This window comes from Paenibacillus barcinonensis, assembly GCF_003217495.1.
GTDB lineage: Bacteria > Bacillota > Bacilli > Paenibacillales > Paenibacillaceae > Paenibacillus > Paenibacillus barcinonensis.
In genome coordinates, this window is record NZ_QJSW01000013.1 from 49,263 (window position 1) to 64,852 (window position 15,590).

At 50.8% G+C, this 15,590-nt stretch carries 9 protein-coding genes; 1 reads left to right on the forward strand and 8 read right to left on the reverse strand.

Features of this window, described 5'->3' with window-relative positions; genetic code table 11:
• Positions 1-121 precede the first annotated feature (121 nt).
• The 3 genes from addA to DFQ00_RS18690 form a co-directional block, all read right to left on the reverse strand.
• Positions 122-4,534, reverse strand: a complete 4,413-nt coding sequence (addA, locus tag DFQ00_RS18680; RefSeq protein WP_110897999.1) for a helicase-exonuclease AddAB subunit AddA — start codon at positions 4,532-4,534, stop codon at positions 122-124.
• A complete protein-coding gene (addB, locus tag DFQ00_RS18685; RefSeq protein WP_110898000.1) occupies positions 4,531-8,034 on the reverse strand; it encodes a helicase-exonuclease AddAB subunit AddB in 3,504 nt (1,167 codons plus the stop codon). Before addB ends, addA begins: the two co-directional genes overlap by 4 nt.
• Before the next feature lie 215 nt (positions 8,035-8,249).
• The gene (locus tag DFQ00_RS18690; RefSeq protein WP_110898001.1) at positions 8,250-9,626 is read right to left on the reverse strand and encodes a class I SAM-dependent rRNA methyltransferase; all 1,377 of its coding nucleotides are present in this window, start codon (positions 9,624-9,626) and stop codon (positions 8,250-8,252) included.
• Positions 9,627-9,876: 250 nt separating this feature from the next.
• Between DFQ00_RS18690 and DFQ00_RS18695 the strand changes: the two genes are divergently transcribed.
• Positions 9,877-10,878 carry a Na/Pi cotransporter family protein gene (locus DFQ00_RS18695; RefSeq protein ID WP_110898002.1) on the forward strand — a complete coding sequence of 334 codons (1,002 nt, stop codon included), beginning with the start codon at positions 9,877-9,879 and terminating at the stop codon, positions 10,876-10,878.
• A 78-nt stretch (positions 10,879-10,956) separates the two neighbouring features.
• Here the strand turns inward: DFQ00_RS18695 and DFQ00_RS18700 are convergent, their stop codons facing one another.
• The 5 genes from DFQ00_RS18700 to prmA form a co-directional block, all read right to left on the reverse strand.
• On the reverse strand, positions 10,957-11,391 hold the full coding sequence (locus DFQ00_RS18700; protein ID WP_110898003.1) for an NUDIX hydrolase: 435 nt from the start codon (positions 11,389-11,391) through the stop codon (positions 10,957-10,959).
• Positions 11,392-11,496: 105 nt separating this feature from the next.
• On the reverse strand, positions 11,497-12,843 hold the full coding sequence (gene mtaB / locus DFQ00_RS18705) for a tRNA (N(6)-L-threonylcarbamoyladenosine(37)-C(2))-methylthiotransferase MtaB (RefSeq protein ID WP_110898004.1): 1,347 nt from the start codon (positions 12,841-12,843) through the stop codon (positions 11,497-11,499).
• A 2-nt stretch (positions 12,844-12,845) separates the two neighbouring features.
• Positions 12,846-13,610, reverse strand: coding sequence for an RsmE family RNA methyltransferase (locus DFQ00_RS18710; protein WP_110898084.1), 765 nt, complete (start codon positions 13,608-13,610; stop codon positions 12,846-12,848).
• Positions 13,611-13,746: 136 nt separating this feature from the next.
• Entirely contained in the window at positions 13,747-14,430 is a 684-nt protein-coding gene (locus tag DFQ00_RS18715) for a site-2 protease family protein (protein ID WP_110898005.1), read from the reverse strand.
• A 3-nt stretch (positions 14,431-14,433) separates the two neighbouring features.
• Positions 14,434-15,399, reverse strand: coding sequence for a 50S ribosomal protein L11 methyltransferase (prmA, locus tag DFQ00_RS18720; protein ID WP_110898006.1), 966 nt, complete (start codon positions 15,397-15,399; stop codon positions 14,434-14,436).
• Positions 15,400-15,590 lie beyond the last annotated feature (191 nt).

Below are 15,590 nucleotides of genomic sequence, written 5' to 3' on the forward strand. Positions count from 1 at the left end.
CCCCTACATCTTCTATCATTTCCGTCTATTGTTTAATGCTTTTGTTTACTGCCCGTTCATCAATCGTTCCTTGTATAGATCCATCTCTAGACATGAATCGCATAATCTGAAAAAGCTCTTTTTACAATTTGACCGCATGACCACCATCGAAAAAATAGAGCCATATATGGTCAACCTGGCGGCCCAATATATCCTTAATTGCCTGTGCGTACAGCTGCAGCTGAAAGCGATAATTTTCAACCAGCGGCTCCAGTCCGCCACGATGCTCCAGCACCCGGTCAGTTTTATAATCCAGCAGCACAAGCTCGCCATTCACTTCATAGAGACAATCTATAATACCTCTTACGAGCACCGTTTCGTTCTCAAGCACTGCCTTGACGTCATTGCTTTTACCAAAGAGCTCCTGCTCCTCATTCTGATGCAGTGCATGAATCCACTCCTGCGGAGATTGATGTGCCGGAAGGCCATACGTAAATGGAATCTCTCTTCTGACCCATGCTGCATGGAGCAGTTCTTTCCCTGGCTGTGTATCAAAAAAGGACGTCAGCTCGCTTCGGTCTATCGCATGCGCTTGGTAAGGCAGCAAAATCTGAAGGTTGACCAGTCGTGCAATGGTTTTTTCAACAACCTCTGTATCAACAACGTTCCCATCTACAGGAAGATGCTGCATCAGCGTATGGTAGACGGTTCCACGTTCAGTACCCGTCAGCTGTCTCTCCCCCATGAATTTGGGACGACGTAAATGTAACTTGAATGAATGGTTCGTCTCCGGCATATGCTGCGTAACTGCACCGACTGTATCCTGCTGTTCCAGTATTGCTTCAACCTGTTGATTCTGTATTTCCTCTACCAACTGCCCCTGAATCTCTTCATTAATCAACTGCTCCTGAATCTCTTCATTAATCGACTGCTCCTGAATCTCTTCTATTACGTCATACAAAGCATACTCCTGAACAGAGAGCAGGCTCTTGATCTCCGTTACCGAAGTGCTTGCCGCTACTTGGGAAGCCGATTCATACGGATAAGTCCAGGAAAGCCGCCGATCAACCTCACGCAGCAGGTCTTGCGGAGCAGCCGCATACAGGCCCTGCTCATGCGCCTGCTTCTCATCTGGAGCCACATCATACGAATTGTCAGCATCAATGGGCCTATTAATATCCGTGTTTGGGACTATATCTACAAGTGTGACTGGCTGCATCTTTTCCAGAGCTGCCTTGCGCTCTCTCCGCAATTCGTTTAGTCCATCTTCACTGTCTTCGCTCTGTACATGATCTGTATTTAAATTACGTGACACCTGATCTGCAGTAGTAATCCAGATGCTCCAGCGTGATTCATCACTCGCAAGGCAAGCTGAATAAGTGTCGCGGTCACCTGCAAGCTCACGCAGCACAGCAGCGTCAGGGTGCCTGATCAAGGCTGGTCCGATCCAGTCCAGATAGCTGCGTCCGGCAGCAAGCAAATAATCCGGCAAGGCCAGTTCAGAGCTATCTTTAACCTGAGACCAGGCCTGTGCCTTTTTAGCCGCATCCTTTACCGTACCCACCAGAATCATCTTTTCTTTTGGCCGGGTTAACGCCACGTATAATACACGCATCTCTTCTGCAAGCAGCTCGAATTGAGCCCGCCGTCTGATCGCCAGATTGGCTAGAGTCGGATACGCGACCCGGTTGCCACGATCCACAAATCTCGGACCGAAACCAAGCTCCTTGTGCATGAGAAATGGTGCATGCAAGTCCTGCTGATTAAACATTTTGGAGATGCCACCAACAAAAACAATCGGAAACTCCAAGCCTTTGCTTCGATGAATCGTCATTATTCGTACGACATTATCCTGCTCACCTGAGCCACTCGCCGCAGTGCCGAGATCTCCACCATTCTCACGTAATCTGGAGACATACGTGAGGAACCGGAACAGCCCGCGATTAGCCGTGGCCTCTTCATATTGACGTGCCCGATCATACAGAGCCTTCAGATTATTTTGACGCTGCTGACCGCCCGGAAGTCCACCAACCCAGTCCAGATAGCCTGTGTCCCGATAAATACGCCAGATCAGCTCACTTAAACTTCCCTGTCTTGCCTCCAGTCTCCACTGCTCCAGCTGACGCATGAACCGAATGAGCTTCCGCTGTAGCGCCGCGTAACCCTCTTCCTCCACATGGAAAACCGCCTCGGCCTGTTCGCGAATATGAGCATGCTCTTCTACCTGTTCTCCTGCGTCGACTTCCATTTCAGCGGTAACAGCTGATTCCCTCTGTGCCTGTTCCAGCCCTGACCACACTTCCGGCCACTGCATCTGGATCACACTGTCTACATTCGAGCCTTGACCCGCTACAGCATGCTGACCATGCCCGTTCTTTTCAGACTTCCATGGTCCAGCTGCTGATACAACGGCATCATAGAACGACTGTCCTTGATGACCCAGACGGATCTGCGCAAGCTCCTCCTCATCCAGCCCAACCATCGGAGAGCGAAGCACGGAGGCTAAAGGGATATCCTGTCTTGGATTATCTACAAGCTGCAGCAGGGATAACATGACCTCTACTTCCGTAGCTTGAAAGTACCCTTTACTCTGCTCCCCCCCAGCGGGGATGCCTTGCTGTCTAAACTCCTCAATCATCATCGGGGCCCACATCAGGGTCGAGCGCAGCAAAATAACAATATCTCCATAACGCGCAGGGCGCATCGTTTGCAGAGCCTTGTCATATACACTGAGAGCAGGCTTGTCTGTTTCTCCAAGCATCTCACGTATACGACGGGCTATGGCCCGCGCTTCCAGTTGGGCTGTTTCGAGCTCGGCACTTTCCAATTCTGCCGAAGCTACATCTGCCCCTTCCTCCGTATCGTCCGTCAGATCTGGGCCGCTTCCTTGACGATCAATCAGCATGATCTCAGGAGTATAGGCTTCCCCTCCAATCGTCTCTGAAGGAAATGACGCACCGTAAGCCAGCTGTGCCCGTTCATCATAGCTAATCTCCGCAACTCCTTCATTCATAAGCTGTCTGAATATGACGTTGACGGAATGTACAACCTCAGCACGGCTGCGGAAATTTCGGGCAAGATCAATGCGTTTTCCCATTCCTGTCTGCTCATGCGTACTGCTCTCTCCATGATCATCCTCATGTCCAGGGGCATTCGCTCTGTAACTGCGGTACTTATTCATGAAAAGGCCCGGTTCGGCCAAGCGAAAACGATAAATGCTCTGCTTTACATCACCAACCATAAATCGGTTGCCCGGACGCTCTCTGGAGATCAGTCTGACGATATCCTCCTGAACTGTATTGGTATCCTGATACTCATCCAGCAGCACTTCGTCAAAGCGTGCACGATACTCCATCGCCGCATCGGAAGGCATCGAATGCTCAGGCGTGGAATCCTCATGCCGCAAAATGTGCAAGCAATAGTGCTCCAGATCATTAAAATCAACCTGTCCACGTTCCTGCTTCGCCTGACGATAACGCTCGCCAAATGCACTGACCAGCCGGGAGAGCTCCTGCATAAGCGGTGCGGCCTGCTCAAGCTCCTGCCAGAAGGTGAAGGCACTCCTGCCAAATAGAGAAGCTTTCAGCTCGGTAACTGTCTTCTTGGCTGTCTCCCGCAGCTCCTTTACCTGCTCCTGCAGACCAGGGTCTGTCTGATCCTTTTTACAAGGCTTCAACTTGCCAAATGCAGCAGGCTGGAACACCTCCGGCAACCTTTCCCAAGGCATCACTTCCACAGCGGATAGAAGCCCTTCAACCATGACCAGATCCGCGTTGAGTGTCTCTGCATAAGGTGCTGGTCCCTCAGGCTGCAGTGAAATCTGAATCCCTTGTCGCAGCAAACCTGCGGCACCCCTTAACGCAAGAGCCGCGTCACGTAAAATGCTCTGTACCCATGCCGTTTGCCCCAGCGCTTCCACGCTTTCTACCTGAAAAGCCGCTGCCATCTCCATCAACCAGTGATCCGGCCATGAATGGCTTCGCGAGAAATCATACAAACGCTGCACCAGCCGATGCATCGCATCGTCGTTTCGCTCTCCGCTGAACCAGTCCACCAGTTCGCGGAATGTGCTGCCCTCCTCCTCTTCGCCGTACTTCTCCTCAAACAGCTCCTCCAGTAGTTCCTGGCGAAGCATTTCAGCCTCATTTTCATTCAGAATACGAAAAGCCGGATTCAGCGGAATCTGCTGATAGTACCTGCGAATGACCTCCATACAGAAGGAATGCAGCGTTGTTATGGAGGCTCGCCCGAGCAGTGATAGCTGCCTCCGCAGATGCTCCTCCTCGGGCCGCTCTTCAAGTGCGCGCTCCAGCGCCTCCCGAATACGCTGCTTCATCTCGGCCGCCGCCGCCTTCGTAAACGTAGCTACGAGCAAACGATCCACACTGAACCCTTGGGAAGGGTCCGCGATTTTGCGAATAATCCGTTCAACCAGAACAGCCGTTTTACCCGATCCTGCAGCCGCAGCGACCAGAATATCCTCCCCATGCTCCGCAATGGCACTCCATTGATCATCGCTCCAGAAGCTGCCTTCCGGTTTGGGCATATTCATCATAATGCTCCCCCTTCCCTGCTGTGAGACAGCATATCCCAGATTTGCTGTTTGCCCGGTTTGGACAGCAGTTTATAGTCGTTTCCTTCAATATTTTCATCAAACTGACATACCGGTTTATAAGGACAGAAGGTGCATGCAACCTCCTGTTGTATACGATACGGCTCTATCGCTGTATCCCCATCCGTAATCCGGGTCCCAATCTCGCGAATATTGCCGCGAACGGCAGCAAGCAGTGTGTCCCACTGTTCCGGCGTCGCTACAGCAGCACTGCTGTAGAAGCTTCCATCAGCCTTCAATGCCACCGGAATAATCGCGGAGTGCCCTTTGTCCAGCGTGTGGTCCATCTGGGCAACAGCATCGCGGTCTGCCAACAACAAGCCTTTCATTTTAAACCTTTTTAGCAGCTCCTGCTCCGCCTGTTCCGATGTCATGCCGTTTGCGGATTGCAGCAACGGATTGTGCACATGGAAATACAATGTGCCTCCAGGCATCGCCGTTTCTCCTAACCATTCCTCGGCAGCGCTGAGCAGCACCTCCAGATAGGTGAGCATTTGCAAGGACAAGCCATAGTACACCTCATGAAGCTTGAGATCCGTCTGGCTGGATTTATAGTCAATTACCCGCAGCAGCAGGCCATTCTCACCTTCAGCCACATCTACACGGTCAATGCGACCCACAATCTCCAGCACACAACCATTCTCCAGCTCGAAACGAAGCGGTGGCAAAGGTTTGCCCGGGCCAAAATCCAGCTCCAGCCCAATCGGTTCAAAGCTGCCTCGTCTGGACTGCTCTCCCAAAATAACGGATGCGCGGCTGACAATGTCTTTTAACTTGCGGAAAATATACCCGTACCGCTTCGTGCTCAGCAAAATTTCGCCCTGCAGCTGCGGAGCAATCTGTTCCACCGTCTGCTCGGCCTCTTGACGGCATTGTTCCGGTGTCAGGCTGCCCCAGCTGCGATTCTCCTCGCGCAGACGCATCGCCAGCTGACTCAGAGCCGCATGGAACAGCTGACCAATATCCGGCGCCTGCAGTCGGTATAACTGCCGCTCGCGAAGCTTCAGACCATGTGAAGCAAAATGAGAAAATGGACAGGCTACAAACCGTTCCATTCGCGAAACACTTGTCCGTACCTCCGTACCGTACAGTCTGCGGCTCGTTGAGGTTTGCAGCTGCAGTGCACGATTGCGGTAAAAGATCGAGCCAAGCAGCCTTTCCAGCTGTGGACGGCTCGCCTCCCGCAATACATGCCAATTATAAACGGCCCACCACAGCTCAGGGATATCTTCACCCCGACGCCACCTGCGCAGCTGCCCGATGAGCATGGAAAGACTTTGCTCCGGGTGTACAACGTAGGAGGTGTGCGCAGTCTCCGAATCCAGAACAGGCGGCTGCGAAAGTAGAGGTTGCTCCTGTAATGCAAACATTTTGCGTACATGGCGCACAATCTCGGAAGGCAGCAAAGACTTGCCTTCATCGTCCGCTACAGGATAGCTCAGCCATAGCTGCTTGCTGGCAGCTGTCAGAGCCGTGTAGATCAGAAAGCGTTCATCCAGCATAAGCCTCGTTGCACCAGGTCCAAGACTCACACCTCTCTCTGTGAGCAACGATCTCTCATGCTCCGTTAACACACCACTATCCTGAGGAACCGCCGGCAATTCTCCATCAACTGCTCCAAGAATAAACACATATTTAATATCACGCAGGCGTGTACGATCCATTGAACCAAACAGCACTTGATCCAGCGCAGGCGGAACAAGCCCGAGCTTGAGTTCGGTCAGTCCTGTTTCCATCATGCCTGCGAATAAGTGCATATCCAATCGTTCATCGCCCATCATATCTACCATCTGGTCCAGCAGATCGAGTACAGCCCCCCACATCTGACGATGCTCTCTGGAACGCTCAGGATCACCCTTGTCCTTGGCCTGAGCAGACATCTGATCCAGCTTGTGTGCAATATCCGCATCCTCCAGCAGCAGGAATAACGCTTCACATTGAGCAGCAGCTGTTTTGGCTTTTTTCATTCGTTTCTCAAACATGCCAAGCGCCGATATAATGACACTCCGGCATCTCTCCATCAGTGATAATACAGCATCACGTCCCCGGCTGCGAGCCTCCTGACCGTTATCCTCCAAAGACAAGCTCGGTACATACTTCCACGGCTTCCCGTCCGTCCAGCGATAACCATGGATGCCGCAAGCGAGCACATAGTTCTCAAGTTGGTCCATATCTTCACGGGTAATGGAACCATCCAGCGGAAGTAGAAGATCCGTTTTGACACAGCGAAAAACATCCTCGTACCGCCAGTTGCGGCGAACCACATCCAGTGCTGCACGAATAAATTCAGATAAAGGATGATGAAGCTCACTTCGTCTTCGGTCCAGGAAGACAGGAACATCGTAATCCCTGAATAATGGCTCGGCAATATCGGCATATGTCTCCAAACCGCGAACCAGCACCGCCATATCCCGGTACCTTGCTCCATGCTCTTGCGCCAGACGACGCATTTCACGCAGCGCTCCCTCCAGCTCGGCACGCCGATTCTCGGCAGCGATCAATCGTATGCCAGCATCCTCACCATGACTCCGCCAGCGAACCCGTCGGTCAAAGCCGGCCTCCAGATGTGCCAGCCCCGGCCGATCCTTAAACCTCGGCAATACTTCATCATGAAGTACCGTTGTATCGCTAGACACACCCAAATGTTCAGCCATGCCTTTAAGTCGTACATAAGCGCTCGCCGTTGGATAGAACAGCTCCAGCTCCCCAGGCAACATACCTTGCTCGTAAGCACGATCCAGCGTTAACGAGATCGTGACAGACGAGGCTTGAAGCATCAGCTGACCAATCACACTTAGCTCCTGCGGCGTAAATCCATGAAAGCCATCAATCCACACCTCGGCTCCTTGCAGCCAAGCGCTTTCCGGCAAACGACCTGTCAGTTCATTCAACGTGTCCTCGTCATCAATATATAAATTTGTCAATTCCTTCTCATAGTCATAATAGATCAGACTGAGATCATGCAGCTTGTCCTCCAGAATAGGCGAAGCAGATGAGATACCCCACTCCGAAATCCCCTCCTCCAGTGCTGAAGCATGAACCTCGTAACGCTTGAATTCATTATATAAATTAGTCAGCTCCCCAATAAATCCGAGCTGGCTGCCCGAGGCAGCAAACAGCTTGAGCTCCTCTTTGCGACGTTGCAGAACTTTATATAAAAGCATCTTTTTGCCTTCGGCTCCAATGGGAATGCGAGCAGAGCCGCCTGCTTCCTGCATGACGCGATAAGCCAGACGCCGGAAGCCAAGCACTTCGGCTCGCATCGTGCCTTTTATTCCCCCTGAGGACACCAGAGCCTGCTCTGTCCGAAATGAGCTCTGTTCGGGAACGAGTAAAATCAACGGTTTACCTTGCGGCTCCTGTTGGAGCAGAGTTGTAATTTCCCGGGTAATCAGTGTGCTTTTCCCACTGCCTGCCCGGCCAATAACAAAGCGTACGGACATGTGTCATCCTCCAAACTGCACGTACAAGATTTTAATTCCCAGTATACCATACCTTGCTCTATTCGGAACGTACGTTTGCCACGATCCACCATAAACGGCGAACATCTCCGAGAATGGCAAAAAGCCCTCAGCGATATCCACTGCGGACTTGTTAACCTGAATGATACTTCACTTGCCCCCGTTGTTTTCAAGCTTGATGTAAACAAGGACGTCTGTTAATTCTTTTTGCTGCGTACTTCAAAAATAGCGAATTTCAGATAATGCCCTTCATCCACACCCAAAATTTGCGGGTGATCCTTGCCTGCAGCTTTCCAGTCGATCAAACGCAGCACTTTGCCTGCATCCTCGGCTGCATCCGCAATCGTTTCGAGGAACAGATCAGGACGCATATGGTAGGAGCAACTGGCGGTGACCAAATATCCGCCTTCATTGACCAGCTTCATCCCCTGAAGGTTAATATCCTTGTATCCGCGGCATGCCCCTTTGACTGCCGATTTCGTTTTGGCAAATGCAGGTGGATCCAGAATGACAACATCAAACGTTTTACCCGCACTCGATAACGCCTTGGACGTATCCACCTTTTGCTCCGAGGCCCGTGCCCGTGCATTGCGTTCATCCAGCCCTTTGACCTGTTCACGCAAATACTGGAAGGCATCCGCTACCACAAACTCAACTCGATCAGTGAAGCCATTGAGTTCCACATTGGTTCGTGCACTCTCAATGGCATGTTCGGAAATATCCAGACACGTTACTTTCTTTGCTCCATATTTGCAAGCATTCAGCGTAAAGCTGCCGGTATGGGAGAAGCATTCCAGTACAGTCGCACCATCCCAATACGGGAACGTAACCACTTTGCCACTTTTGTTCACAGGCAGTTGCTGCTCTGTTCCTTCGTGCTCGATCCGCTGCAGGGTGATGCCACTTTTATATCCCCAGCCTTTCATCAACGGTTCAATCGCCGCACGATTCTCACGCTGGTCGAAGAAGTAACCTGTTTTCTGTCCTTCCACGATGTCTACCTTAATGAGAAGTCCATTTTCAGTCACTGTAACATGACGCGGACATTCTCCATAAAGAGGTCCTTTGACCTGCTCCAGACCCTCCAGCTCCCGAATGGACACGTCGCTACGTTCATAAATGCCCTCGGGCTGCATCACTTCAATCAGGGCTTGTACAATGGCTTCACGGCAGCGGTCCATACCCAGTGTAAGGATCTGCACAACAAGAATGCTGTCAAAGCGATCTACAATCAAGCCAGGCAGAAAATCCGCTTCGCCATAAACGAGACGATAGGCTTCGCCATCTTGAATGAAGCGCTCGCGGTGACGCACGCAATCACGGAAACGAGCCGCAAAAAAGGCAGTATCCATCTGTTCAAATTCCAGCGGCTGATATGAAACCACTCGCACGGTAATTTGAGAAGCGGGGTTATAGTATCCTGTCGCCAAGTAGCGACCCTGATGATTCAGGATGTTGACGATATCACCCGGTTCCGGGCTACCGTCGACGGATGCAATTTCATTTTTAAAAATCCAGGGATGTGCATGTTCCAGCCGTTTTTTGCGGCTGCGTTCCAGTATTACCGATGACAAGATTGATCCACTTCTTTCGTAAGTTAGTTGAAAAGATAGGCTTGAGCGGCAAGACGCTCCGGGAACGAATCACCGTATCTTTTGAATTGGGGGCTGGCAGTTTGAAAAGACCGCTCCCGAGACGAATTTATCCACCGTGCTCACGATTGCCGGCAGCTTGTTTCATGTTCCCTCTCTACCTTGTCATGCTTGTCTCCACTTTCTCATAGGATAAGTGATAAGCAATCGGAACGGGAGGAATGATGTAATCATGTTCAGGGATATCATGTTGCCATTATTATATGGGCTTATTATTTTTTTTGGCGGTATGAAGCTAATGGAAGTAGCGCTTCAGCGCATGGCCGGGCCGATGCTGGCAGGCTGGTTGAACCGGGCTACCTCTGCTCCCTGGAAGGGCATGGCCTTCAGCGCTGGAGCAACCGCCCTGCTGCAGAGCAGCACAGCCGTGACCGTGCTGACCATTGGACTGGCTAACGCACGTTTAATTTCGTATGGTCGTACGCTCGGTATTATCCTTGGAACCAATATCGGAACGTGTCTTACCACAGAGCTGGTCGGCCTCCAGCTTGGACAGGCTGCCCTGCCGCTGTTGCTAGTTTCACTTACAGGCTGGGCTATATTTGTTATCCTCGTCGAACGCAATCAGAACGCGCCTGAACGTATTCGTCATACGTTGGGGAATATTCAATTCAGCTTCCTGGCAACAGCAGGCTTTGCCCTTGTTATGACAGGCATTCAGGTCATGCAGTCCATTGCTGTTCCTTTGCGCAGCATGGGGGTATTCCAGTGGTTTCTGGATCGCTCGGCGGACAGCCTGTGGTGGGGCTTCCTCGCCGGTGCGTGCCTGACCGCGCTGATTCACAGCAGTGCCGCGGTCATCAGCATGGCGATTACGCTGGCAGCCACAGGAGTATTGCCTGTGGAGATCGGCATCGCCATTGTGATCGGGTCCAACGTCGGGACCTGCATCACCGCTGTTATTGCAGCCGCGGGCGGGGCTTCCGCAGGCAAGTTTGTAGCAGCCTCCCATGTTGTACTCAACATTGCGGGAGCACTGCTGTTTATGCCGCTGATCGGCCAGCTGCACGCCGCCTCGGCGTGGCTGTCAGCGGACAACGGGGCACAGATTGCGCATGCCCAGACCCTTTTTAACATCATCAGCTCATTGCTGGCTTTACCGTTCTGCTACCTGCCCATCTGGCACAAAAAAACACCTGTCCACACCCCGTCAACCAAAACATCTTCGGTTTAAACCGGCATTGGCTCTTAACCCACACGGAGGAGTCTACATATGACCCATGTACACGTGACGCGTGTTCAAATCAAACGTTTATACGTTAATGCCCAGCTTGTTCAAGCCCGTGCGCAAAATATCGTCATTATTATCGTATCCGTCCTGCTGTTGTTTGGACCATGCCTCAGCCGGCGTGTACCAGTCTACACCTTTGATCTCTTCAATCTGGGGCTGCAGGTCGCCGCTTTCCGCCTCTACAAGATAATAATGTACTTCCTTGTCCACCGGTCCAAATTCGGCGTGCTGATACGTATAGGCGATAATATCAATCGGCTCCACAATACGACCTACCATGCCTGTCTCTTCCAGAATTTCGCGAAGTGCGGTCTGCTCGATGGTTTCTCCGGCTTCCATTTTGCCCTTGGCCAGTGTCATCTTTCCATAACGATCCATGATGAGCTGAATTTGAAGCTGACCGTCTTCCCCTGTTCTGTATACTACGCCGCCTGCCGAAATTTCTTTTTTGTTCATGTTGTTCTCCCCCGTCCACTTTCATTTCTTTTCTTGGCAAAGAAGGACCTCATCTCCCTGGGTGAACTCCCCAAGGAAATGAAATCCTTGTTCATGACGCCGTGATTACATCGCGGCAGACTTCAAATTCTCTTCAAGCACACGAACCAGTGTACCCTGGCTTTCATTGGCCCCTGCTTCAGTCAGCTTCACACGGCACACTTTCCCCACCATATCAGGGGTTCCATCAAACACCAGCTGGATGTAGTTATCGCTGTAGCCGTGCAGCTTGCCACTGCCTTCGCGGCCTTTGGCTTCGCCCTCCGGGATAACCTCAAGCACTTGTCCAACAAATTTCTGCGCATACTCCAGCTGCATCTGCTCGGACAGGTCAATCAGCTCATGCACACGTGCATTTTTGACATCCTCATCCACCTGATCCTCCATGCGGGCTGCCGGAGTACCTGTTCGTTTGGAATAAGGGAACACGTGCATTTCCGAAAAACCGATTTTGCGCATCAGCTCATACCCGTTACGATACATTTCGTCCGTTTCACCAGGGAAACCGACGATAACATCCGTTGTAATCGCCACATCCGGCATCGCCTCACGGATACGCAGCATTTTGTTATAGAATTCTTCGGTTGTATATTTGCGGCGCATACGCTTCAGCACCGTGTCATCTCCTGCTTGCAACGGAATATGGAAATGACGAACAAGTTTGTCCGAACGTTTGATAACGTCCAGCATCCGGTCATCAATCTGGCTCGCTTCAATCGAGCTGATGCGAATACGCTCCAGCCCTTCCACTTTATCGAGATCCCACAACAGATCGGTCAGATCATAGTTTTCCATGTCATCTCCGTACCCGCCTGTATGAATACCTGTCAGAACAATTTCTTTGTACCCCGCCTGCACAAGCTGGTGTGCCTGCTGAACGATGCTGTTTGCTTCACGGCTTCGAGACAGACCGCGAGACCAAGGAATGATGCAGAACGTGCAGAAGTTGTTGCAGCCATCCTGAATTTTCAGGAACGCACGCGTACGATCCGCAAAATCCGGTACATCCATCTCTTCAAACACACGAGTTTTCATAATATTACGTACCGCATTCACAGGCTGACGGGATTCCTGAATTTCTTTGACATATGGCAAAATTTTATCCCGATCCTGGGTTCCGATGACCAGGTCTACACCAGGAATGTCCAGAATCTCCGCAGGAGATGTCTGTGCATAACAGCCAGTTACGGCTACAATCGCATCTGGATTGCGGCGGATCGCACGGCGGATAATTTGACGACTCTTTTTGTCGCCTGTATTTGTAACAGTACACGTATTAATCAAATAAACATCGGCCGTCTGCTCATCGAAGTCCACCTGATCGTACCCTTCATTTTTGAACAATTGCCAGATGGCCTCTGTATCATAAAAGTTAACTTTGCAGCCCAAGGTGTAAAACGCCACGGATGGCATAATTACATTCCCCCCATTTCTCCGGATTCATATAAAATACAAGTCAATGCAGCCATACCCGCCGTTTCGGCTCGCAAAATACGCTTGCCCAGTCCAACGGATACCGCACCTGCTTCATCGGCCTGAGCCGTTTCCTTCTCGGAAAACCCGCCCTCAGGTCCAACAACTACGAGCACCCTTGCCCCTGCATCAGGAGCAAGATTAGCAATAAACGGCTGAAGCGCATCTCTCAGCTGTTTGCCATTTTCTTTTTCATAACAATAACATACCAGATCATAGTCCCCAAAAGAAGATAACAGCCCTTTCCAGGAAAGCGGCTGCTCAACGGTTGGAATACGGTTACGATGACTTTGCTCCGCAGCTTCCTTGGCAATCTTCCGCCACCGCTCCAGTCGTTTGCCTTCTTTTTTGGCGTCATATTGCACAATCGTACGTTCCGATAAAAAAGGCACAAACGATACGGCACCAATCTCGGTACATCTCTGAATGACCGTTTCCATCTTGTCGCCTTTAGGCAGACTCTGTGCCACGGTTACTTTGATTCGTGCTTCATGATCCATAACAAGCGGCTCGATAATCGCAGCCTTCACTTCACCTGCATCAATGCTTTCTATGGCCGCTAACGCTTCTCTGGAGTTTCCGTCGCTGACAATCAGCTTGTCTCCAGGTTTGCCGCGCATGACTTTGCTGATATGACGGGCATCCTCTCCCGTAATGATCACTGCATGTTCACTGAACTGCTCTGCAGATACAAAATATCGCTGCATATGTCTGTCCACCCATTCTTTCCTGTTATGACTGGCATTCTCCCCGTCAAACGGCAGGCGAGAATCCAGTCGCCACAGTTGATCATACAACTTTTATGTGCTTCTGACCAGCGTTCTGGTCTAAATAACAGCTCGTTTATTTAAGGTATAATTCAATAATCAGACCGGCAACATCTTTGTACATCTCGGTTGCAAACAGATATAGCGGCTGAATTGTAACGGCCTGCAGCGGTGGAATCACCAGAATCAACAGGAACACAAAGATCGACCATTGCTCTACACCCTGAAGCTTGCGGCTAATGGATGGCGGCAGCACATCCTCAAGAATGCGATAACCATCCAGCGGCGGAAGCGGAATCAGGTTAAACAAAAACAGGAAAAAGTTCGTTATGCTGAACATCGGCAGGAAGATCATCAGTGCAGTAATCACCCGCTCATTCCCAATGTTCCCTAGTACGCCTGATCCAAACAGCATCCCATAGATAATCGCACCGATAATGGCCAGCAGCAGGTTACTGAGCGGACCTACGGCAGATACGATGGTCCCCATTAATCTCGGCTTCTCAAAATTGGCACGGTTCACTGGAACCGGACGCGCCCATCCAAAGCCCGCAATAACCAGCAGCAATACACCCAGCAGATCAAAATGCACAACCGGGTTTAGCGTGACCCTTCCAAGCAGCTTCGCCGTTGGATCACCGAATTTGTTGGCAAAATAGGCGTGTGCGAATTCGTGAACGGTAAATGCAATTAGAATGGTGACTAGAAAGAAGGGCAGCTGATCAAGAGGAAGACGGATAAAGCGCTCTAAGAAATCCATAGACTACCTCTTGCTGGCTTCAAACGCCAGCCAGTCCTCTTCACGCTCTATTGCCCGAACTTCAAACCCGGCAGCCACAAGTGCATCATGCACGACCTGTTCTTTGTTTTTCCATATGCCCGAGACGATATAAATACCGCCAGACTCCAGCGCGTTGTACACATCATCCACAAACAGCAAAATGATCTCGGCCAGAATGTTGGCAACGATTATTTTCACTGGAAGCTTCACGCCAAGAGCCGGGTCCTGACTTCCAAGAACAGATAACAGATCGCTCTCTTTGACGGTAATCTGTTGCTGCATATTGTTCAGCTCCACGTTTTCCATGGCGCTTGTGACCGCAACCGGATCAAGGTCAAGAGCCAGAACATGTTTTGCCCCCAAATGCACCGCACCGATGGCCAGAATGCCTGAGCCCGTGCCAACGTCGATAATCTCCTCGCCGCCTTGAATAACCTTCTCCAGTGTACGCAGACATAACGTTGTGGTTGGATGTGTGCCTGTACCGAAGGCCATTCCTGGGTCCAGCTCGATAACTTTCTCCTCTGCGCTCTCGGGTGTGTAATCCTCCCATGTAGGCTTGATCGTCAGACGATCCGAAATACGAACAGGCTTGAAATACTGCTTCCAGGCTGTAGCCCAGTCATTTTCATCCACTGTACGTGTCTCATAACGAATCTCTCCGGCATCAATGCCGAAATCGGACAGCTCCTCTATTCTGGGGTTCACCTCCGCTTTCAGGACATCCATATCCGTGCCTTCGGAAAAATATCCTTTAATGACAGCGAACCCTTCGGGAATATCATTGAGCGGAACATCATACAACTCGCCATACGTCGTATCTCGCTTTTTATTTAAAGTACCGGATTCCTCAATTGATACCCCTCCAGCACCTGCTTCATGCAAAAAATTCGAGATCATCTCCACAGCTTCTTCTGTGGTATGTATTGTCAGTTCGTGCCATAACATACGTGGTTTTGCCTCCTCAATAATTAAAACGTCGTTTACTCTGCTTATCATTTAAGCATCCCAACCATTGTACTACACAAGCAAGCCAGAGCACAAAGCATAGTCATAAAAGCAAATAAAACAGGATACCCCGCAGTCAGACTGCTTGAATATCCTGTCCTATTTTACATGCCTGCGGCTTCTTTTCGAAC